This window comes from Streptomyces sp. NPDC104831 (assembly GCF_055583025.1).
The window spans coordinates 63,568-85,135 of the sequence record NZ_JBVJOT010000022.1 but is presented as its reverse complement, the minus strand read 5'-3'; the positions used below and the strand labels follow the sequence as shown (position 1 = coordinate 85,135).

At 73.5% G+C, this 21,568-nt stretch carries 17 protein-coding genes; 15 read left to right on the top strand and 2 right to left on the bottom strand.

The window, feature by feature from the left end:
• Nucleotides 1-16 precede the first annotated feature (16 nt).
• The 7 genes from ACZ63H_RS17215 to ACZ63H_RS17185 all read left to right on the top strand — a co-directional run bounded on the left by ACZ63H_RS17215 (nucleotide 17) and on the right by ACZ63H_RS17185 (nucleotide 9,370).
• The gene (locus tag ACZ63H_RS17215) at nucleotides 17-1,609 is read left to right on the top strand and encodes an alpha-amylase family glycosyl hydrolase (RefSeq protein ID WP_469865783.1); all 1,593 of its coding nucleotides are present in this window, start codon (nucleotides 17-19) and stop codon (nucleotides 1,607-1,609) included.
• Complete coding sequence (locus ACZ63H_RS17210; protein ID WP_469865781.1) at nucleotides 1,606-2,886, top strand: D-arabinono-1,4-lactone oxidase; 1,281 nt, start codon at nucleotides 1,606-1,608, stop codon at nucleotides 2,884-2,886. Before ACZ63H_RS17215 ends, ACZ63H_RS17210 begins: the two co-directional genes overlap by 4 nt.
• Nucleotides 2,887-2,948: 62 nt before the next feature.
• Complete coding sequence (locus tag ACZ63H_RS17205; RefSeq protein ID WP_469865779.1) at nucleotides 2,949-4,967, top strand: thiamine pyrophosphate-binding protein; 2,019 nt, start codon at nucleotides 2,949-2,951, stop codon at nucleotides 4,965-4,967.
• A complete protein-coding gene (locus ACZ63H_RS17200; RefSeq protein WP_469865777.1) occupies nucleotides 4,964-5,608 on the top strand; it encodes a transaldolase family protein in 645 nt (214 codons plus the stop codon). The genes ACZ63H_RS17205 and ACZ63H_RS17200 overlap by 4 nt, the downstream gene beginning before the upstream one ends.
• Entirely contained in the window at nucleotides 5,605-6,306 is a 702-nt protein-coding gene (locus ACZ63H_RS17195; protein WP_469865775.1) for an HAD family hydrolase, read from the top strand. Before ACZ63H_RS17200 ends, ACZ63H_RS17195 begins: the two co-directional genes overlap by 4 nt.
• Nucleotides 6,307-6,797: 491 nt before the next feature.
• Nucleotides 6,798-8,672, top strand: coding sequence for an amidohydrolase (locus ACZ63H_RS17190; protein ID WP_469865773.1), 1,875 nt, complete (start codon nucleotides 6,798-6,800; stop codon nucleotides 8,670-8,672).
• 155 nt (nucleotides 8,673-8,827) lie between these two features.
• Entirely contained in the window at nucleotides 8,828-9,370 is a 543-nt protein-coding gene (locus tag ACZ63H_RS17185; RefSeq protein ID WP_469865771.1) for an MOSC domain-containing protein, read from the top strand.
• Between the two features lie 82 nt (nucleotides 9,371-9,452).
• Here the strand turns inward: ACZ63H_RS17185 and ACZ63H_RS17180 are convergent, their stop codons facing one another.
• A complete protein-coding gene (locus tag ACZ63H_RS17180; protein WP_469865769.1) occupies nucleotides 9,453-10,421 on the bottom strand; it encodes an ArsR/SmtB family transcription factor in 969 nt (322 codons plus the stop codon).
• 94 nt (nucleotides 10,422-10,515) lie between these two features.
• On the opposite strand from ACZ63H_RS17180, the gene ACZ63H_RS17175 reads away from it, so the two are divergent.
• A complete protein-coding gene (locus tag ACZ63H_RS17175; RefSeq protein ID WP_469865767.1) occupies nucleotides 10,516-11,814 on the top strand; it encodes an MFS transporter in 1,299 nt (432 codons plus the stop codon).
• A 60-nt stretch (nucleotides 11,815-11,874) separates the two neighbouring features.
• Here ACZ63H_RS17175 and ACZ63H_RS17170 read toward each other — a convergent pair whose 3' ends face one another.
• Complete coding sequence (locus ACZ63H_RS17170; RefSeq protein ID WP_469865765.1) at nucleotides 11,875-12,795, bottom strand: MBL fold metallo-hydrolase; 921 nt, start codon at nucleotides 12,793-12,795, stop codon at nucleotides 11,875-11,877.
• A 134-nt stretch (nucleotides 12,796-12,929) separates the two neighbouring features.
• Between ACZ63H_RS17170 and ACZ63H_RS17165 the strand changes: the two genes are divergently transcribed.
• The 7 genes from ACZ63H_RS17165 to ACZ63H_RS17135 all read left to right on the top strand — a co-directional run bounded on the left by ACZ63H_RS17165 (nucleotide 12,930) and on the right by ACZ63H_RS17135 (nucleotide 21,482).
• Nucleotides 12,930-13,139 carry a hypothetical protein gene (locus tag ACZ63H_RS17165; protein ID WP_469865763.1) on the top strand — a complete coding sequence of 70 codons (210 nt, stop codon included), beginning with the start codon at nucleotides 12,930-12,932 and terminating at the stop codon, nucleotides 13,137-13,139.
• Entirely contained in the window at nucleotides 13,126-14,517 is a 1,392-nt protein-coding gene (locus tag ACZ63H_RS17160) for an amidase (protein ID WP_469865761.1), read from the top strand. Before ACZ63H_RS17165 ends, ACZ63H_RS17160 begins: the two co-directional genes overlap by 14 nt.
• An 86-nt stretch (nucleotides 14,518-14,603) precedes the next feature.
• Complete coding sequence (locus ACZ63H_RS17155) at nucleotides 14,604-15,167, top strand: TetR/AcrR family transcriptional regulator (protein WP_469865759.1); 564 nt, start codon at nucleotides 14,604-14,606, stop codon at nucleotides 15,165-15,167.
• A gap of 149 nt (nucleotides 15,168-15,316) precedes the next feature.
• Nucleotides 15,317-17,113: an eCIS core domain-containing protein gene (locus ACZ63H_RS17150; protein WP_469865757.1), complete on the top strand. Its 1,797-nt coding sequence runs from the start codon at nucleotides 15,317-15,319 to the stop codon at nucleotides 17,111-17,113.
• Between the two features lie 188 nt (nucleotides 17,114-17,301).
• Nucleotides 17,302-18,270 carry a hypothetical protein gene (locus tag ACZ63H_RS17145; protein ID WP_469865755.1) on the top strand — a complete coding sequence of 323 codons (969 nt, stop codon included), beginning with the start codon at nucleotides 17,302-17,304 and terminating at the stop codon, nucleotides 18,268-18,270.
• Nucleotides 18,271-18,547: 277 nt separating this feature from the next.
• Entirely contained in the window at nucleotides 18,548-19,009 is a 462-nt protein-coding gene (locus ACZ63H_RS17140; RefSeq protein WP_469865753.1) for a MerR family transcriptional regulator, read from the top strand.
• A gap of 100 nt (nucleotides 19,010-19,109) precedes the next feature.
• On the top strand, nucleotides 19,110-21,482 hold the full coding sequence (locus ACZ63H_RS17135) for a glycosyl hydrolase family 18 protein (protein WP_469865841.1): 2,373 nt from the start codon (nucleotides 19,110-19,112) through the stop codon (nucleotides 21,480-21,482).
• The last annotated feature ends 86 nt before the right edge of the window (nucleotides 21,483-21,568 follow it).

Below are 21,568 nucleotides of genomic sequence, written 5' to 3'. Positions count from 1 at the left end.
GGCCGGGGAGGCGGAGATGACACACGACGAGTGGTGGCGCGACGCGGTCTTCTACCAGATCTACCCCCGCAGCTTCGCCGACTCCGACGGCGACGGCATCGGCGACCTGCCCGGCATCACCAAACACCTCGACCACCTCAACGACGGCACACCCGGCTCCCTGGGCGTCGACGCCGTCTGGCTGTCCCCCTTCTACCCCTCACCCCAGGCGGACTTCGGCTACGACATCAGCGACCACCAGGCCGTCGACCCGGTCTTCGGCACCCTGGCCGACTTCGACGAACTGGTGGAACAGGCCCACGCCCGGGGCATCCGGGTGATCGTCGACCTGGTGATGAACCACACCGCCGTCACCCACCCCTGGTTCACCGAGTCCCGCTCCGACCGCGCCAGCGCCAAGCGGGACTGGTACATCTGGGCCGACCCCGCACCGGACGGCGGGCCGCCCAACAACTGGCTCAGCGCCTTCGAGCGGTGCGGCCCGGCCTGGACCCTGGACCGGGCCACCGGCCAGTACTACCTGCACAGCTTCACCCCGGGCCAGCCCGATCTGAACTGGCGCAACCCCCGGGTACGGGACGCCATGCGCGCCGTGTGGCGCTTCTGGCTGGACCGCGGCGTCGACGGCTTCCGCATCGACGTGGCCCACCGGCTGATGAAGGACCCGGAGCTGCGCGACAACCCGCCCGAGGTCGCGCACGCCCGCCGCCACGTCTCCCACCCCTCGGTGCGCCAGCGCAACCTGGACCTGCCCGAGGTCCACGACATCCTGCGCGACCTGCGCCGCACCCTCGGCGAGTACGGCGACCGGTTCGCGCTCGGCGAGGTGCCGATCAGCGACGACGCCCGGCTGGTGGAGTACTTCGGCGGGGACGGCATGCAGACCGCGTTCCACATGGCGTACTGGGAACAGCCGTGGCGGGGCGAGGCGTTCCGCCGCACCGTCGACGGGCTCGCCGCCCGCATGCGGCCCGACGCGCTGCCGACCTACGCCCTGGCCACCCACGACATCTCCCGCACGGTGACCCGCTACGGCAGCCCGGAGCGGGCCCGGGTCGCGGCGATGATGACGCTCACCCTGCGCGGAGTGCCCTGCGTCTACTACGGCGAGGAGATCGGGATGCGCGACGCCCCGCCCCCTCCCGGCCGCGAACTGGACGTCGACGGCCGCGACGGCACCCGGGTGCCCATGCACTGGGACGCCGACGGCACCGGCTTCACCACCGGCGAGCCCTGGCTGCCGCCCGGCCCCGACCTCGCCGAGGTGAACGTGGCCCGGCAGGCGCGCTCACCGGAGTCGCTGCTGCACCTGTACCGGCGGCTGGTGTGGTACCGGCGCGGCTCGCGGGCCCTGCGGCGCGGCACGTACCGGTCGCTGGACGCGCCCGGGGACGCGTTCGTCTATCTGCGCTCCGCGCCCGGCGAACGCCTGCTGGTCGCCCTGAACTTCGCCGGCCGGCCCCTCACGGTGGAGCCCGGCGGACTGCCGCCGTCGGGCCGGGTCGAACTGTCCACCCGGCCCGAGCGGGAGACCGGGCGGCAGGTGTCCCTGCGCCCGCTGACACTCGCCCCGGACGAGGGCGTGATCGTACGGCTGGGGGACTCGTGACGCTCTCCCGCGAAGCGTCCCGGCGCACCAACTGGGCCGGGAACGTCACCTTCGGCGCGGACACCGTGCACGCCCCGGCCTCGCTGGACGAGCTGCGCTCCCTGGTGGCCCGCAGCCGCCGGATCCGGGCCCTCGGCAGCGCGCACTCGTTCAACGACCTGGCGGACTCGCCGGGCGACCTGGTCACCCTGGACGCCCTGCCGCAGGCCGTGGAGATCGACCCCGACACCGCCACGGCCAGGGTCCCGGCCGGCGTGCGCTACGCCGAACTCACCCGCCACCTGCACAGCAGGGGATACGCCCTGCGCAACCTCGGATCGCTCCCGCACATCTCCGTCGTCGGCGCCTGCGCCACCGGCACCCACGGCTCGGGAGTGGCCAACGGATGCCTGTCGACCGAGGTCTCCGGCATGGAACTGGTCACCGCCGACGGAGACCTGGTGACGCTGCGCCGCGGCGCGGACGACCACTTCGACGGGGCCGTGGTCCACCTCGGCGCGCTGGGCGTCGTCACCGCCGTGACCCTGGACCTGGTACCGGCGTACGACATGCTCCAGCACGTCTACGAAGACCTCGAACTGGCCGCGCTGGACGACCACTTCGACGAACTGGCCGGCTGCGCCTACAGCGTGTGCCTGTTCACCGACTGGCGCGGACCCCGGCTGACCCAGGTGTGGATCAACCGGCGTGCCGCCGACCCCGAGCCGGCCGTCCCGTCCGCCCCCTGGTTCACCGCCCGGCCGGCCGACGGCCCCCGGCACCCGGTGTCCGGCCTGTCCCCGGACTGCTGCACCGAACAGCTCGGGCGGGCCGGGAGCTGGCACGAGCGGCTGCCGCACTTCAGGCCCGACCAGACCCCCAGCGTCGGCGAGGAACTCCAGTCCGAGTACATGGTGGACCGCGCCGACGCGGTCGCCGCGCTGCGCGCGCTGGACGAGGTGCGCGACCGCATCAGCCCCGAGCTGCTGATCTGCGAGGTGCGCACCATCGCCGGCGACGGGCTGTGGCTGAGCCCGTGCCACGGACGCGACAGCGTGAGCATCCACTTCACCTGGACCGCCCGCACCCGGCCCGTGCTCCAGGCGGTGTCCCTCGTCGAACGGCAGCTCGCTCCCTACGCGGCCCGCCCGCACTGGGCCAAGATCTTCACCATGCCGCCGCCGGCCGTGCGGTCCCGCTACCCGCGGCTGCCCGACTTCCGCGCCCTGACCCGCCACTACGACCCGTCGGGAAAGTTCCGCAACGCCTTCCTGGACCGCGTCCTGGAGGGCTCCTGACGGACGATCCGTCCCTGCTCACCCCCCGCCAGCACACCGCGACCCACACCACCGGAGAATCGATGTCCGCCACAGATCACGACGCCTTCCGCGAGCCGGCCCGCTTCGACCACCAGGACCCACGGGGCACCGCGGCCCAGATCGCGCGGCGGGCCGGGGACGACCTGCCGCGCCTGGTGGGCCACCTCCTGGCCGGGGGCCGCCAGGCCGCCGTCGACGAGCTGTCCCGGACCCTCGGGACAACGCCCGCCCACGCCGAGGAGCTGTTACGGGCCCTCACGCACTCGTGTCCCCCGCTGACCGGCGCGGAGGCGGCGGCCGCGGTGCTGGCCGCCGCCGGCACCCGGACCGTGTTCGGCTATCCCGGCACCAGCGAACTCGCCGTGTGCGACGCGATCGACCGCACCGCGGGCATCGAGATGGTCAACGGGCGCGGCGACAAGGAGTCGGCGTTCATGGCCGCCGGTGCCGGCATGCTCCGTCCCGGACTGGCCGCCGCCGTCCTGCACGGCGCCCGCGGCCTGACCAACGCCGCCGGAGCCGTCGCCGACGCCCGCCGCAACGAACTGGGCACCGTCTACCTGGTGGGCCTGCCCAGCACCGGCTCCGCGGCCTTCCTGCCCCCGCACGGGGAGGACAACCTGCTGCCCGCGATCGGCGAGTTCACCGACTGGTGGTGGCAGGCCCCGGCCGTGCCGGAGGAGCCCTCCGCCGCCGCAGCCGCCGCGACCGCCTTCGTGGCGAGGCTGCGCGAGGCCTGCCGCAGGGTGCAGCAGCCACCGCACCGGCCCGTGCTGTTCGGTATCCCCCAGGACGTCGCCGAGCAGCGCTGGATACCGGTATCGGCCCTGGCCGACCCGCCCACCGCGCCCGCCCGTGCCCTGCCCGACCCCGACCAGGTCAAGGCCGTGGTCGGCGCCCTGGCCGCCGCGGACCGGCCGGTACTCCTCGTCGACGACTACGCCCTGCGCTTCGAGGGCCTCCGCGCGGGCCTCGACCGGGTCGCGCGCGCACTCGGGGCACCGGTGCTCCAGGTCCGCTACCGGCGCGGCCCGATGCTCTTCGAGCGGCTGCGCACCGAGGAGGTGTCCGGCTTCGCGGGCTGGCTCAACCCCTACAGCGACGCCCACAACGAACTGCTGGACCGCTGCGACCTGCTGGTGACGGTCGAGGACCGCAACATCTACCCCCGCGTGGTCGGGCCGCTGCCCGACTGCCCCAAGATCGCCCTGAACACCGACCCCGCCAAGGTCCTGAAGAACGGCTATCTCGCCCCCGGCGACCTCCTGGTGCGGGCCGAGCCGGGCGCCACCCTGCTGCGGATGGCCGAACTGCTGGAGCGGGGCGGGGTGCGCCGCGCCCCCTGGTACGGCCCCGAGGTCGCCGAGACCGCCCGGTTCACCCCGGAGCCGGCCGAGGACCACGTCGAACGCGCCCGCCAGGACATCACCGCGGCGATCGCCGGACTGCTGGCCGGCTGGCGCAAGCCGGTGCTCGTGGACGACAGCCAGATGTTCGGCGGGCTGCTGTCCGAGGGGTACGACCGCTTCCCCCGGGGCCTGCGCGTCTTCGGCGGCCACGGCGGCTTCGTCGGCGGCGGCATCCCGCTGGCGACGGGCCTGGCCGTGGCCGATCCGACGGCCGACGTCCTGTGCACCCTGGGGGACCAGGCGTTCACCAACTCCTTCCAGGGCCTGGTCGCGGCCGTCCAGCAGCGGGCCCGGATCACCTACCTGGTGTGCAACAACGGCCGGTCCGTGTCGCTGACCAAGCAGGCCGCCGCGTCCGGACCGGACTGGTTCGGCTCGGGCCGCAGGCCGTTCCTGCACAACGTGGACGACTTCGACTACTGTCGTCTCGCCCGGTCCATGGGTCTGCCCGCGTCGGCGGTGGAGGTGCCGGTCGGGGCCCCGCAGCCCGAGGTGTCCGCGGCGGTCGCCCGGCTGTCGGAGGAACTGGAGCGGGTCGCCGCGGTCGACGGCCCGTCCCTGCTGGAGCTGCGGCTGCCGTCGGAGCCCGCCGCGTGGCGGGGCATCTGGGTGACCCAGGGATTCGAGACGCAGAGGAAGGTGACCGTATGAGGGTCCTGCTGGTCGACAGCGCGGACGTCGCGGACGTCGCCCGCGCGCTGGACATCGGCCTCGTCCAAGGCGCGACGACCAACCCGAAACTGATGCGCGCCGTCACCGACAAACCACTGGAACAGCTCGCGGACCTGCTCGGACTGGGGCTCAAGGAGGCCTACTACCAGCCCACCGGGGCCTACGGACCGGACCTGGAGGCGGAGGCCGTACGCGCCCACGACATCGACCCGGACCGCGTGGTGATCAAGGCGATGGCGACCCCGGAGGGCGCCGCCCTGGCCGCGGCCCTGGTACGGCGCGGCATCCCCGTCGCCCTCACCGCGGCGCAGTCGGCCGCCGTCATGGTGACGGCCCTCGCACTGGACTGCCGCGCGGTGATCCCCTACCACGACCGTGGGCTGCGGGACCCGGAGGTCTCCGACTCCCTGGTCGCCGACCTGGTGGCGGTCCGCGCGCGGCGCCCCGGCCCGGCGGTGGTCGCGGCCTCCGTCAAGAGCCCGCAGCAGGCCGTGGAAGTGCTGCGGCAGGGCGCGGACGCGGTCACCGCGCCCCTGCCGGTGCTGCTCGCCCTCACCGGCCACCCCTCCTCCCTCGCCGCCGAGACGGAGTTCCGCGCCCAGTACGGAAGCGCCTCGTGAGCGCGCCCGAGCGCACCCGGGCACGGCGCACCCGGCTCGTGTCGCCGCCGGCGCTCGCCCGCGACTACGCGGCGGTACTGCTGGACCTCGACGGCACCCTCGTCGACTCCGGGGACTCCATCCAGCGGGCGTGGCACGCCTGGTGCCTGGCCTACGACGTCGACCCCGCCGAACTCGACGGGCTGCTGCACGGGCGTACGGCCACCGACCTCATCGGACTGGTACGGCCCGCGTGGTCGCCGGAGCGGATCAGCGAGTCGGCCCGTCACCAACTCCACGTCCAGGAGACCGACCCCCGGCCCGGCACGGCGATCCCCGGCGCGGCGGAACTGCTCGCCGCGCTGCGGGACGCGGGCCCGTGGGCGGTGGTGACCGCCTGCACCCCGCTGCTCGCCCGCCACCGCCTGACCAGTTCGGGCCTGCCCCTGCCACCGTCACTGGTGTCCGCGCACGACACCACCCGCGGCAAGCCCGACCCGGAACCGTACCTGGTGGCCGCCGAACGGCTGGGCGTCGATCCGGCCGACTGCCTGGTGGTGGAGGACGCGCCGGCGGGCGTACGCTCCGGCCGCGCCGCGGGCTGCACGGTGGCCGCGGTCACCTCCACCCACCCGGCCCACGAGCTGCACGAGGCCGACACCGTCATCGACGACCTGAGACACCTGGTCCTGACCTCCTCGGTGCCGGCCGACACCTGACCCCGCGCCCGCCGGCCCGGCCCGCGCAGAATGGCGGCCTCCGGGGCACCGAGCGGCGCGGGCGGCGGACCACCGCCGCCGAAGTCGCGTTCCCGGTGGTGCGCCGGCGCGCTTCCCTGCGCACCGGTGGCACTCGCCACCCAGACCGCCGACGTCCGCTCCGTGCGCCCCGCGGCGAAGCCGGGGTTCACCGAGGGGGGCCGCGCGACCGCGGTGCACTGTCGGAACGCGTCCGGTGCGCTGCCGGGACACACCGGCGGTCTCCCGCGCCATAGCCTGGCGGCGCAGCAGCCGGGAGCCGCCGGAGCTGGGCAGGGGCCCGGGCATCGCCCGGAGAACGCACCGGCGACGCGCTCCGTCCGGCGGGGCTCGGCGGCCGCGCACGAACGTACGGGGTCTTCCCGCCCGTTGCCGCAGGCCCAGACCGGAAGCCGACGGCCGCCGCCGTCGACTCCGTTCATCCCGCAGGAGGTTGTCCCAAGGTGTCCACGATGCCCGTCGGTGGGCTGGTCGCCCACGCCGCCGACAACGCCGCCGACCTGGTCGTCCGCAACGCGAAGATACACACCGCAGACCCGGCCCACCCGCAGGCCGGGGCGATCGCCATCCGCGACGGTGTCATCGCGGTCGTCGGCGACGACAACGACGTGGCCCCCTGCGTCGGCCCGGACACCAAGGTGGTCGACGCCCTGGGCCGCCGCGTCGTCCCCGGACTCAACGACGCGCACCTGCACGTCATCCGGGGCGGACTGAACTACGTACTGGAGCTGCGCTGGGACGGTGTGCCCACCCTGCGCCAAGGCCTGGAGATGCTGCGCGAGCAGGCGGCGCGCACCCCCAAGGGCCAGTGGGTGCGGGTCGTGGGCGGATGGTCGGCCGAGCAGTTCGCCGAACGCCGGCTGCCGACCGTCGCCGAACTGAACGCGGCCGCACCGGACACCCCGGTGTTCGTCCTGCACCTCTACCAGGCGGCGGTGCTCAACCGGGCCGCCGTCAAGGCCGCCGGATTCACCCGGGCCACCCCCGATCCCAGGGGCGGCCAGATCGTACGGGGCCGGGACGGCGAGCCCACCGGCATGCTGCTGGCCGCTCCCAGCGCCCTCGTCCTCTACTCCACCCTGGCCAAGGCCCCGGTGCTGGATGGGGAGGACAAGAAGACCTCCACCCGGCACTTCCTGCGGGAACTGAACAGGTTCGGCCTCACCTCGGCGATCGACGCGGCCGGCGGCTTCCAGAACTTCCCCGACAACTACGGCACCGTCATGGAACTGGCTCAGGCCGGACAGCTGTCGCTGCGCATCGCCTATCACCTGTTCCCGCAGACCGCCGGACAGGAAGTCGACGATCTCGCGCGCTGGATCGGCATGGTCCGCCCCGAGGACGGGGACGAATGGCTGCGCCTAAACGGTGCCGGCGAGAACCTGACCTGGGCGGCGGCGGACTTCGAGAACTTCGCCCAGCCCCGGCCGGAACTCGGCCCGTACGAGGCGGAGTTCGAGAAGGCCGTGCGCCTGCTCATGGAGAACGGCTGGGGATTCCGGCTGCACGCCACCTACGACGAGACCATCCGGCGGGACCTGGCGGTGTTCGAGAAGCTCGCCGCGGAAGGACTCTTCCCGGCCGGCAACCGCTGGCTGTTCGACCACGCCGAGACCGTCTCCGCGGACAGCCTGGACCGCATCGCCGCCCTCGGCGGCGCGCTGTCCGTGCAGAACCGGCTCTCCTTCCAGGGCGAGGCGTTCGTACGCCGCTACGGCCCCGGCGCCGCCGCGGACGCCCCGCCGATCCGGGCCATGCTGGACCGCGGCCTGACCGTCGGCGCCGGCACCGACGCCACCCGGGTCTCCACCTACAACCCGTGGATCGCCCTGCACTGGCTGGTCACCGGCCGCACCGTGGGCGACCTGGTCGTCCGCCCGCCGCACAACCGGGTCGACCGGCAGACCGCGCTGGCCATGTTCACCCGGGCGGGCGCCACACTGACCGGGGAGGAGGACGTCAAGGGCGTGCTGCGCCCGGGCTTCCTCGGCGACCTGGCCGTCCTGTCCGAGGACTACTTCACCGTGCCCGAGCCGGACATCGCCCACATCGAGTCCCTGCTGACGGTCGTCGGCGGCAGGATCGTCTACGCGACCGGCGAGTACGAGGGCCTCGACGAGGAACTGCCGCCGGTCAGCCCCGCGTGGAGCCCGGTGGCGCGCTTCGGGGGCTACCAGGCGGCACCCCGCGCGGGCCTGACGGGCGCCCGCCAGGCCGAACTCCTCGGCCAGGCCGTCGCCGAGTCGGAGCAGCACCACCGGTGGCGCGCCCGTCGCGGCCTGGCCCCGCACACATCGGGCACGTTCACCGACCCCTGCTTCCTCTGACCGCGCGGCAGGGGTCCCTCCGGGCCACCGCGTGACGCGTGCCCCCGCGGATCGGCCCGGCCGCCCACCAGCGCGGCCGGGCCCCCCGTCGGCACCGGGGGGCCACGAGGGTTAGTCTCCTGTCCTCACAGTCGGCGAAGAGGGGGTCCCGAGGCATGAGCGGGCTCGTGACGGCGGTCAGCAGCAACGGGGAGTACTCGTTCACCAAGCCGAACCGGGAGAGCATCACGCTGCTCGCCGGGCTCGGTGTGGAGGGGGACGTGCACGCCGGCGTGACGGTCAAGCACCGCTCGCGCGTCGCACAGGACCCCAGCCAGCCCAATCTCCGCCAGGTCCACCTCATCCACGAGGAACTCTTCGCCGAGGTCGGCGAGCGGGGCTTCACGGTGGCACCCGGCCAACTCGGCGAGAACATCACCACGCGCGGCATCGACCTGCTCGGCCTGCCGACCGGCACACTGCTGCGCATCGGCGACACCGCGGTCCTCGAAGTCACCGGCCTCCGCAACCCCTGCCTGCAGATCGACGCCTTCCAGGACGGACTGCTGAAGCAGGTCGTCGGCCGCGACGAGGCGGGGAACATCGTGCGCAAGGCCGGGATCATGAGCATCGTGCGGGAAGGCGGCGTGGTGCGCCCCGGCGACACGGTCGAACCGGAACTCCCCCGGGGCCCGCACCGCCCCCTGGCCCGAGTCTGACGCCCTCCCGGGCCGTCCACGCGAGGCCGGGCTCGGCGGGCGCCGCTCCGGTCCGGCGGCCGGGACCGCACCACGGCCCGGCTCAGGTGGCGGTGTTCCGCTCGTGGTGTGCGGCGAGCCGGTCGCCGAGCTCGCTGCGTGCGTACAGCACCGTTCGCCCGGCTCGTGCGCGGGTGACGAGGCCGCAGGCGGTGAGCACGGCGAGGTGCTGGGAGACCGCGCTGGGGGTGACGCCGAGGACGCGGGCCAGCGACGCGGTGGTGTCGGGGGCGTCGAGGGCGGCGAGGAGTGCCGCCTTCGGCCGTCCGATCAGCGTCGCGAGCGCGTCGGCGGGCGGCGCCGCCACCGCCTCCCACAGGGTGGCCACCCCTCGCGCCGGGTAGTCGACGCGCGGCACCTCACCGATCGGTGCCGTCGCCTTGCGGCCGAACAGGGTCGGGCACAGGGTGAGCCCGCTGCCGGCCGGCACCCGGCTGTGGGTGCCCATGGGGTGCAGGCGCAGGATCCCGGACTCCCAGTGGACGTTGGGATGCAGACCGGCGAAGAGGGCGGCGGCCCCGCCGTCGGCGAGCAACCGGGCCCGGTACAGGATGTCGGCCTCCAGCACGCCGCGCATCCTCGGCCAGTGCGGCTCCAGCGCCAGGTGCCAGTACGCCTCCAGGGCGTCGGCGATCCGGTCGCGCAGTGCGGCCGGGTCACCGCGCAGAACCGGTGGGACGCGCTGGTCGCGGTAGGCGGTCGCGATGTCCCGGCGGACGGTGGCCGGATCGGTGCGCCTGAGGGTGTCCAGCTCCTCGGCCATGTCCGGCACGCGGGTGAGGGGGCGGGGGGTGATGAAGTCCGGCAGCCAGCGCCGTTCGCTGACCAGGGCGTCCAGCATCTCGCCGTCCAGCAGGCGCAGCCGGTCGCGGACCAGCCTGATCCACCGCAGGTGCAGCGGGAAGTCACCGGGGTCGCGCAGCGCCCACAGGCTGTGGCACGTCTCCTGCAACGGCGAGACGGCGAACCGGACACGGGCCAGGTCGTCCACGCCCAGCTCGATCTCGATCACCCTGTCACCAAGTCCCTCCCGCGTCCTGTCCGAGGATTTAGGCCCAGCCTAAATCCCTGTCGCCCGCCGGGGGAGGGCGGCTTCAGTGGACGGCATGTTCCTGCCTCCTCGCGGCCCCTTGCGGGTCTACGCCACCGTGACGTTCTTCGACTCCCTGGTCCCGGGCATCATGCTCGCGGGCGGCGTGCTGTTCTTCACCAAGGTCGCCCACCTCGGTGCGGTACAGGTCGGCAGCGGTCTGTCCCTGGCCGCGCTCGTCGGGCTCGCCGCCGCCGTGCCGGCCGGCCGTCTCGGCGACCGGATCGGACACCGCAGGCTCCTGATCGCCATCAGCCTGCTGCGCGCCCTGATCCTCGGGGCCTACCAACTCGTCGACGGCTACCCGGCGTTCCTCGTCGTCGCCTGCCTCGCCGGACTCGCCGAGAGCGCGGTCGCACCCGTGCGCCAGGCCTATCTCGGCACCATCACCACGCCCGAGAACCGGGTGCGGACGCTCGCCTTCAACCGCGTCGTACGCAACATCGGCGCCACCCTCAGCACCCCCGCGCTCGGCCTGGCCCTCGCCCTGGACAGCCCCCTGGCCTTCCGTGCCCTGATCGGCGCGGGCGCCGTCAGCGTGCTGACCGTCGCGCTCGTCGCGGTGCGCCTGCCCGAGACACCGGCGCCGTCCGCCGGGGCCGGTCCGGCCACCACCGGGCCCCGGCCCGCGCGGGGCAAGCGGGCCGGAGTGCTGCGCGACCGCCCCTACGTCGCCCTCGCCCTGCTCAACGGCGTGCTCATCATGCACATGGAACTCCTGGAAGTCGGCATGCCGCTGTGGGTCACCGGCCACACCCGGGCACCCGACTGGACCACGTCCGCGCTGCTCTTCCTCAACGTCCTGGTCGCCATCGGCCTCCAGATGCGGGTCGGGAACACCGTCACCGACGTGGGGTCGGCGGCCCGCGCGATGCGCCGCGGCGGGTACTGCCTGCTGGCCGCGGCCGCGCTGTTCGCCGCCACCGGAACCCTCGGCCCCCTGCCCGGCGCGCTCGTGCTGTTCGCCGCCGTCACCTTGCTGACCCTCACCGAACTGCTCCAGTCGGCCGGGTCGTGGGGCCTGTCCTACGACCTGGCCGACGACGCCCGCCTCGGCGAGTACCAGGGTGCCTGGAGCACGGGCACCCAGCTCGTCCGCTCCTGCGGCCCCCTCCTGGTCACCCTCGCCCTGTCCTCCCTCGCCGAGACCGGCTGGCTCGTCATCGGTCTCGTCTACGCGGTGCTGGCGGCCTCGTCCGTCCCCCTGGCCCGCCGCGCACACACCGGCACGGCCCAGGCCCCGGCGCAGCCCGCCCAGCCGCATCCACCGGCACCGCACCAGCCCGCCCCCGCCCCGGCCGCCGGCCCGCGGTGATCCCGCGGCCCGGGGGCGGGGGCGACCGGCGCGGCGGCCTGTGCGCGGCGCCCCTGACGGTCATCCGCCGACGCGCGCTCCGCGCGACGCGGCGGGCACCGGCGACAACCGGTAGCCGCCCTCCTGGGTGACGACGTGCCCGGCGGCGGGCGGTGCGAAATGGGTGCCCAGCAGCAGGGTTCGGGTGCCGGCGAGCGAGCCGAGGAGCGTGCGGCGGGACGCTTCGGCGCGCGCGGGGTCGATGTCGACGCAGGCGCCTATGGCGGGGTGGGCGAGCTGGACGGGGTGGTGGACGCAGTCGCCGGTGATCACCGCGGTTCGGCCGCGGCTGCTCAGCTCGACGGCGAGGTGGCCGGGTGTGTGCCCGGGGGTCGGGATCAGGCGCAGGCCCGGGACGACCTCGGCGCCCCCGGCCGGGACGTCGACGAGGTCGAGCAGCCCCGCCCGCTCGACCGGGATGACGGAGTCGCGGAACATCTGCTCGCGCGGAGCGTCCATGGCGTACCCGGCCCAGAACTCGCGCTCGGTGCGCGAGGTGAGGTACCGGGCGTGGGGGAACGTGGGAACCCAGGCACCGTTCGCCTCGCGCGTGTTCCAGCCGACGTGGTCGGCGTGCAGATGGGTGAGGATCACCAAGTCGACGGACTCCGGGGGGAATCCGGCGGCGGTCAGGCGCCCGAGGTAGCCGGTGTCCAGGTCGTGCCAGGCGGGGTTGGCCCGCTGTTTGCCGTTGCCGATGCCGGTGTCCACCAGGACGCGCCGCCCGCCGACGGTGAACGCGAAGCTGTGGCTGTGCAGGCGCGGTACGCCCTCGTCGTCCACGAAGTGGGGGCGCAGCCAGCCCTGCCCGGCGATGACGTCCGGGGTGGCGCCCGGCAGCAGCCAGGCTCCGGTCGCGGGTGGCAGGAGGACCTCGTCGACGCGGTGGACGAGGACGTCGCCCACGGTCCAGGAGGGGGTGGCGGCCGGGGGAGTGCTCATGAACGGTCCCTTCACGGAGCTAAACGCAATTGGTTTGCGTTAAATCACCGTAGGTCTTACAGTCCAGCTAACGCAAACGCTTAGCTTTTGACGTCCTGGACCCGTCCCGCCCCCCACCCGAGGAGAGAACGTTCTTGTCCTCCGCCGACCTCACCCCGCCGGAGGCGGCCCGCTGGGCCGCACGCGCCGGCCTCCCGCTGGCCGCCGAACGCCACGCCGCCGTGGCGGCCACCGCCCACCACATCCACTCCGTCGTCGCGGTCCTGCGGGAACTGGACTTCGGGGACACCCCGCCCGCCCTCGCCTACCGCGCGGAACAGGAGGCGAACGATGCGACCGTATGAACTGTCGGTGAGCGCGGCGGCCGACGCGATCCGCGCCCGGCGGCTGTCCCCCGTCGAACTGGCGGACTCCGTCCTCGAGCGCGTCGCACAGGTGGAGCCGCACCTGCGGGCGTACGTCGCCGTCGCGGCCGAACGCACCCGCCGCGCCGCGCGCGAAGCCGAGAGCGACATCGCGGCCGGCCGTCACCGTGGTCCGCTGCACGGCGTCCCCATGGGCCTCAAGGACCTGATCGACGTCGCCGGCACGCCGACCTCGGCCAGCTCCCGGGTGAGGGACGGCCACCGCGCGACGGCGGACAGCACGGTCGCCGCCCGTCTGTCGGCGGCCGGCGCGGTCCTGGTCGGCAAGACCCACACCCACGAGTTCGCCTACGGGCTGACGACCCCGCAGACCGTGAACGCCTGGGACCCGGGCCGGATCGCCGGCGGCTCCAGCGGCGGATCCGCCGTCGCCGTCGCCGCGGGCACCGCCCTCTTCGGCCTCGGCACCGACACCGGCGGGTCGATCCGGGTGCCCGCCGCGCTGAACGGGGTGGTCGGGCTGAAACCGACCTACGGCCTCGTCCCGCGCCACGGCGTCACCTCGCTGTCCTGGTCGCTGGACCACGTCGGCCCGATCACCCGCACCGTCGAGGACGCCGCCCTGGTCCTGACCGCCCTCGCCGGACCCGACCCCCGCGACCCCGCCTCCCTGACCGCACCCGCCACGGACTACCGCCCGGCCGCCGGCACGGACCTCACGGGACTGCGCGTGGGAGTGCCCCGCAACTACTACTTCGAGCACGTCGACGTCGAGGTGGAAGCCGCCGTCCGGCGCGCGATCGACCGGCTCCGGGCCCTCGGCGCACGTCTCGTCCCGGTCGAGATCCCCCTGACCCGCTACATCCGGGCCACCCAGTGGGGCCTGATGGTGCCCGAGGCCACCGCCTACCACGAGAGGACCCTGCGCAGCGTTCCGGAGCTCTACCAGGCCGACGTCCGCGTACTCCTCGAAGCCGGGGAACTGATCTCCGCCGGTGACTACCTGCGTGCCCAGCGCGCCCGCACCCTCATGCGGCGGGAGTGGGCGCGCGTGCTGCGGGAGGTCGACGTGATCGCCGCCCCCACCGTGCCGGTGACCGCCGTCAAGGCCGGGCAGGAGACGGTCACCTGGTCCGACGGCACCGTGGAAGGCGTCTCCGACGCCTACGTGCGCCTGTCGGCCCCCGCCAACATCACCGGAGTGCCGGCCCTGTCCGTGCCGGTCGCCCGGGACGCCGCGGGCCTGCCCATCGGCATGCAACTGCTCGGGCGGCCGCTCGCGGAGAGCGTGCTCCTGCGGGTGGGCCACGCCTACGAGCAGGCTTGGCCGACACCCGGGCTCGCCGCGCCGGTCTGACCACCCCTCGGGCCCGGCCGCTCAGCCCGGGCCCAAGACGGCCAGGGGCGCGATTAGAAGCCATGATTTTGCTTTAAGATGGTTGCATGAGCAGGCAGATGGTCCGCCCCGGCGGGCGCAGCGCCCGCGTCCAGGCGGCGGTGCACGCGGCCGTCCGCGAACTCGCGTCGGAAGTGGGCCGGGACGCCCTGACGGTTCCCCTGGTCGCCCAGCGCGCCGGCGTGACGCCGTCGACGATCTACCGTCGCTGGGGAGACCTCCAGGAACTGCTGTCGGACGTCGCGGTGGAGCGCCTGCGACCCGACGCCGAGCCCGAGGACCACGGTGCCCTGTCGTCCGACCTGACCGCGTGGGCCGAGCAGTTCCTCGACGACATGGCCTCCCCCTCCGGCCGCGCCTACATCCGCGACGCCCTGCTCGGCGACCCGGACGGCGGCAACGCCGGGCAGTGCTCCGCCTACGCCGCCGCGCAGATCGACGTCATCCTCGCCCGCGCGGCCGGACGCGGCGAGCGCGCACCCGACGTCGAGACGGTCATGGACCACGTCGTCGCCCCCCTGATGTACCGCATCCTCTTCCGCCCGCACGGGCTCGACACCACCTACGCGCGCCGGCTCGTGACCGCGGCCCTCGGCCCGCACCCGGGGTGACCGAATGCCCCGGGGTCGTACCCCGGGGCATCCCCGGGGGCACCGCGAGGTACCCGTTCGGTCCCCGGAGCTGCCCCGATGGCCCTGGTGCGCGCGGCACCCGCCCGGTATCCAGGGGGGAGTCGAGTTCGCCACCGGATGAGGGACACGTGCACGACCACTCCAGGACGAGGACGACCGGCACCGACACGAGCCGGGCGGCGGCCCGGCAGGCGGCCGCCGGACCCCGCACGGTCGCGCGGAGCCTCGCGGCTCTGCAGACGGCCGCCGGGAACGACGCCGTGGTGCGGATGCTGCGCCAGGCCGGACAGCTGTCCGAGGACGGACACCGGCACGACGCCGGCTGCGGGCACGAACAGCCCGCGGTACAGCGCTCCGCCGTCCATGACGTGCTGCGCGCCCCCGGACGCCCCCTGGACGAGGCCACCCGCCAGGACATGGAGACCCGGCTGGGCGCCGACTTCTCCGATGTGCGCGTCCACAACGACGCGGCGGCCCGCTCCTCCGCGGCCGAGGTGGGAGCGCGGGCGTACACCTCGGGCAGCCATGTCGTCCTCGGGGAGGGCGGCGCGGACCGGCACACGCTGGCCCACGAACTGGTGCACGTGATCCAGCAGCGCCAAGGCCCCGTCGCCGGCACCGACAACGGGGCCGGTCTGCGGGTGTCCGACCCCGCCGACCGGTTCGAGCGGGAGGCCGAGGCCACCGCACGGCGCGCCCTGACGGGGCCGACGGCCGGGACGCACGACGCGGGGCCCGGTGCCGCGGCGCGCGCGGCGGACGGGGGAGCGGCCGCCGTACAGCGGATCGTCAAGATCACTCCCGACATGTACATGCGGGGAGTCGACGCCACCGAGCAGACGGCCGGACCCCAGCTCGCGCGGTATCTGGCGATCGCGGTGCAGGACGAGGTGAGCCGCGCCCAGAACGTCGACCCGTCGGGAACGTACGCGGCGGACCTCAAGGAGATCATGCGCAGGCTCAAGCCCGCCAGTCTCGACGTCCCGGGGGCCCTGCAACTGACCACCGCGCTCGTCCGCAGGGTGAACGCCCTCCTGGAGAACGAGCAGACCTACGTCTCCAACTACAACCCGCCGGACCACGCGGAGGGGCCGGGGGCCATGGTCACGGTGCCGAACGCGGACACCCGGTACGCCACGGCACCGAACACCGTGGATACCGGCTACTTCCACTCGTCCCTGTCCAAGCAGGAGGAACCGTACTGGGGCAACGACGACACCATGCGTGAGAAGACCGGCCGGTCGCTCGGGCCGGTCGTCGCCGGCGGAGCCCCGCAGGAGCAGCCGAGGCTCCAGAACCACGCACGCGGCGGGGCGAACCTGCCGCTGACGCGGCTCACGCTGAGGCAGGCCGTCGAGATGCTGCCGCGCCCGCTGTTCAACCTGATCTTCGATGTGCGCTACCAGTTGGAGGCACCGGACACGGGAGCCCGGCCCGTGATCGACGAGCGGACCGAAGCGCAGAAGGCGGCCCGCGACAAGAGCCCCAACCAGCCCGGGACCCTGCGCAGTTGGCACCAGGACGATTACGGCAGGCTGCCCGACAACAGGTTCGATCCCGCCAACGTCCCCCCGCACGCCCAGGGGCTGCACGCCCACTACACCGCGCACTCGCAGTCCGGCGCGGGCTCCTCGGTCCAGAACGCGGCCACGGCGCCGCGTGGCTTCGCCGAGTACACCGGCACGGGAAGCGACTGGGAGCACAACGTCAAGGTGGTGCTGGACTACATCAACAAGCGCGTCTACCTCACCCTGACGCATTACCAGTACTGGGCGCTGATCCCGCCCCAGAGCGCGGGCAAGCCGTACACGTTCTGGCAGGGACCGGGCCAGGACCTGGAGGCGGCCCGCGCGGAATTGGCCAACCAGCCGGGCGGCGCGACCGGAATCATGATGAGCCCCTGGCTGGAAATCATGATGTCCTGACCGCGTGACGGCGAGAAGCATTGCACGCCCAACAGGGGGGCGCCTGGAAAGGCGCCCCCCTGGTTCGTCCCCTCCCATAGGACCCTCATAGGGCCGCTATGGCGTGAACCGCTGGGCTGAGGCGACCGCGTGTCAACAGGAGGGTGAAACCGTTGTCGGATCGACGGAGAAGACGTGCGCTCGCGACAGTGCTGGGCGCGGTGCCGGTGATGGTGCTGGGGCTGGTGGCGTTGCCCGCGGGTCAGGCGGGCGCGGCGGCAGCCACCTGCACCTGGCAGAAGACCACATGGGAGCTGCCCGCCGGAGCCGACGTGGGCACACTCGACGGCTACGACGGCGACCGCTGGGCCGTCGGCACCACGGGCAACCGGCCGTGGATGGGCGAAGGCATCACCGACCCGCGGGGCACACTGTGGGACAACGGGAAGGTCGTGCTGCGGGCCACCGACGAGATCCCGCACTTCAGAGACGTGAACGCGGCCGGATTGATCGTCGGTGACACCATCGTCGACGACGAGTTCGTCGCCGTGACCATCGACCACGACGGCACGACCCACCAACTGCCGCGCAGCGCCGCGTGGGACGGCTACACCGCCGAACTCGTCAGCGACAACGGCGACATCGTCGGCCGGGCCACCGGCAACCTGAAGTCCCAGGTGGTGGTGTGGCCGGCCGGCGCGCCGGGCACCTACCGCGTGCTGCCCACCCCGGATGTCACCTACCTGCACCTCCAGGACGTCGACAGCCAGGGCAGGATCATCGCCCAGGGCGACTCCGGCTTCGGCGGTGCGGTCTGGGACACCGACGGGCAGTGGCGCAAGCTCGCGTCGAACGGCACTCCGTGGGCGGTGCGGGACGGCCGCGTCGTCGGCGGCCTGAACGACACCAACGCCGCGGCCGAGTGGAGCGCGCGCGGCGGACTCGTCCGCACCATCGGCAGCGGCGCGCTCAACGCCACGGCCATCGGAGGGGGCGGTACGGTCGGCGGACACAGGTTCGTGAACTCACAGCTGCGGCCGGTGCTGTGGCGCAACGGCGTGGTCAGCGACCCGCTGTCCACCGTCGCGGCCGGGTTCGGTCTGCGCTGGCTCGGCAACGACGAACGCAGCCTGGTCGGTGTCGAATCACGCCGGCCGGTCGAGTACACCTGCGGCTGATCGCGGGGCCCGCGGCGACAGGGGCGACCGGAGCGCGTCGCCGCCCCGGCCACCCCGCCGTCGCGCGCCCCGGCCGTCACAGCGGGACGGCGGTGAGGCCCCGCTCGACGCCGGGGCATGGCCGTCCGGTCCACCAGCCCTGGTCCGTAGCGGGCACCGGTGTGGTCCAGCGGACGTTCGACATGTCGCTCGCCCTGGCCGTGCGGTTAAGCTCCCCACGCCGCACCCGCGTGACGAGGGGCCGGCAGGATCCGCCGACGACCACGGGACGTGTGCCATGACCACCACCGAGCGTTCCGGCCACGCGGCGGGCCATGCCCCACTGACCGTCGGGCAGGTGGCCACGGCCGCGGGGGCGACGGCCAACGCCGTTCGCTTCTACGAGCGTTACGGTGTGGTCAGCGCGCACCGCGACAGCGGCAACGCCCGACGCTTCACCGCCGACGCGGTCTGCCGGATCAGACTCGCGCTCGCCGCGCAGCGCGTGGGGATCACCCTCAAGGAGAGCGCCGGCATCCTCGCCGGCATCCCGCCCCTCTCGCCCGACCCCGGCCGATGGGCCGCCGCGGGCGAGGAACTCGTCCGGATCGGCCGGGTCCGTATCAGCGAGTTGCAGGCGACGGTGGGTGAACTGTCCACGCTGGCCTTCCTGCGGCCGGACGACTCGGCGGAGCCTGTGGAGCGGGCAGCGGACGGCTCGGGAAGCCGCCTCCCGTCCTCGCCCCGCCGCAGCCGTTGACGCATTGGTCCAGACCTTCTACGTTGTGAGCGCTCGGTCAGGCAACGCGCACGCCCGGTTCACCTCACCCCTGTACCACCCCACGACCACAGGGAGAACCATGTTCCACCGGCGCAGACCATCGCTCGTATCCCCAAGCCCGTCCGCGGAACTTCCGGCCGGCCCCGGCGGCCCCGGCCCCGCCACGCGGCGTCGTGGCGGCCGGTCCAGGTGGCGGATCGCCGCCCTGGGCACCGCACTGCTCCTGCCGCTCGGCGTGCTCACCGGGCTCGCCGCGCCCGCCCACGCGGCCGGGACGCTGACGGCGACGTTCACCACGCAGGACAACGGCTCCTGGTGGAAGGGAACCTACGTCGTCCGCAACAGCGGCGCGGCCGCCGTCAGCGGCTGGAGCCTGGAGTTCGACCTGCCGGCCGGGGTCTCCGTCACCGGCCACTACAACGGCGACGCGACCGTCTCCGGGCGGCACGTGACCGTGAAGAACGCCCACTACAACGCCAACGTCCCGGCCGGCGGCAGCACCGAGCCGTACAGCTACTGGTTCATCGCCAACGGGCCGATCGGCACCCCGACGGGCTGCACCGTCAACGGCGACAAGTGCGACGGTTCGCCCGACGTCCCGCCGACCGCGCCCGGCACGCCGAAGACGACCGCGGTCACGGCGCACTCCGTCGCGCTGAGCTGGGCCGCCGCGCAGGGCGGCGACTACCCGGTCGCCTCCTACGAGGTGCTCAACGGCTCGGCCACCGCGGCCACCGTGACCGGCACCTCCGCCACCGTCACCGGCCTGACACCGGCGACGGGTTACACCTTCACCGTGCGGGCCAAGGACACGCGCGGGAACGCCGGACCGGCCAGCGCCCCGCTGACCGTCAAGACCGTCGATCCGGCCACCGACCCGACACCGCCGACGGCGCCCGGCAACCTGCGCGCCACCGGCAAGACCTCCTCCAGCGTCGCCCTGGCCTGGGAGAAGTCCACCGACAACGTGGCCGTGGCCGCCTACGACGTGTACCGCGGCGGCACCCTGGTGAAGTCCGTCGGCGCGGACACCACGACGGCCACCGTCGACGGGCTCTCGCCCGCCACCGCCTACAGCTTCACGGTGAAGGCCCGCGACACCGCCGACAACTCCTCACCGGCGTCGAACACGGTCTCCGCCAGCACCGACGACGTGGCCGGGCAGGGCAAGCAGCTCAAGGTGGGCTACTTCGCGCAGTGGGGCATCTACGGCCGCCAGTACTTCGTGAAGAACCTGGACACCTCGGGCGCCGCGGCCAAGCTCGACGTGATCAACTACTCCTTCGAGAACCTCGACCCGAAGAACCTCACCTGCCAGGCGGGCGTCACCAAGGGGGTCTCCGCCAACCCGCAGGACCCGGACGAGGGCACCGGCGCGGGCGACGCGGACGCCGACTACGCGCGTCCCATGTCGGCCGGCCAGTCGGTGGACGGGGTCGCCGACGACGGCTGGGGCAAACTGCGGGGCAACTTCAACCAGTTGAAGAAGCTCAAGGCCAAGTACCCGAAGCTGAGGGTCGTGGTGTCCCTCGGCGGCTGGACGTACTCGAAGTTCTTCTCGGACGCCGCCGCCACGCAGGCCTCCCGGGAGAAGTTCGTCAAGTCCTGCATCGACGTGTGGATCAAGGGTGACCTGCCCGTCTACAACGGCGCGGGCGGCCCGGGCACGGGTGCCGGGATCTTCGACGGCATCGACATCGACTGGGAGTGGCCGGGCTCCGAGGGACACCCGGGCAACCACTACGGCTCCCAGGACAAGGCCAACCTCACCGCGCTGCTCGCCGAGTTCCGCAAGCAGCTCGACGCGCTCGGCGGCGAACACCGGCTGCTGACCGCGTTCACCCCGGCCGACCCGGCGAAGATCGCCGCCGGCTGGGACCTGAGCCGGATCTTCGAATCGCTCGACTACGCCAACGTACAGGGCTACGACTTCCACGGCGCCGGCAGCGACAACTCGTGGGAGCCCAAGCGCGCCGGCCACGCCTCCAACCTGTACGCCGACGCGCAGGACCCGTACTCCTTCCACTTCAGCATCGAGGACGCGATCAAGGTCTATCTCGACGCCGGGGTCAACCCCCGCAAGCTGACGGTGGGCTTCCCGTTCTACGGGCGCGGCTGGCAGGGCGTGACCGACGGCGGGGTCGCCGGTGAGTGGCAGGACGCGAACGGCGCGGCGCCCGGTCAGTTCGACACCGAGGCCGGGGTCCGCGGTTACAACAACCTGCTCACCAGCTTCCCGAACATGACCGTCCGCCACGACGAGCAGTCCGTGTCGACGTTCGGGTACACCGGTCCGAACGGCCAGTGGTGGACGTTCGACGACGCCTGGTCGATCGGGAAGAAGACCGCCTGGATCAAGTCCAAGGGGCTCCTGGGCGGCTTCGTCTGGGAGATGTCCGGCGACACACCGAGCGGTCAGCTCATGACCGCGCTGAACGACGGCCTGAGGTAACCGGCCCACGGGGGGGGGGGGGGGGGGGGGGGGGGGGGGGGGGGGGGGGGGGGGGGGGGGGGGGGGGGGGGGGGGGGGGGGGGCTT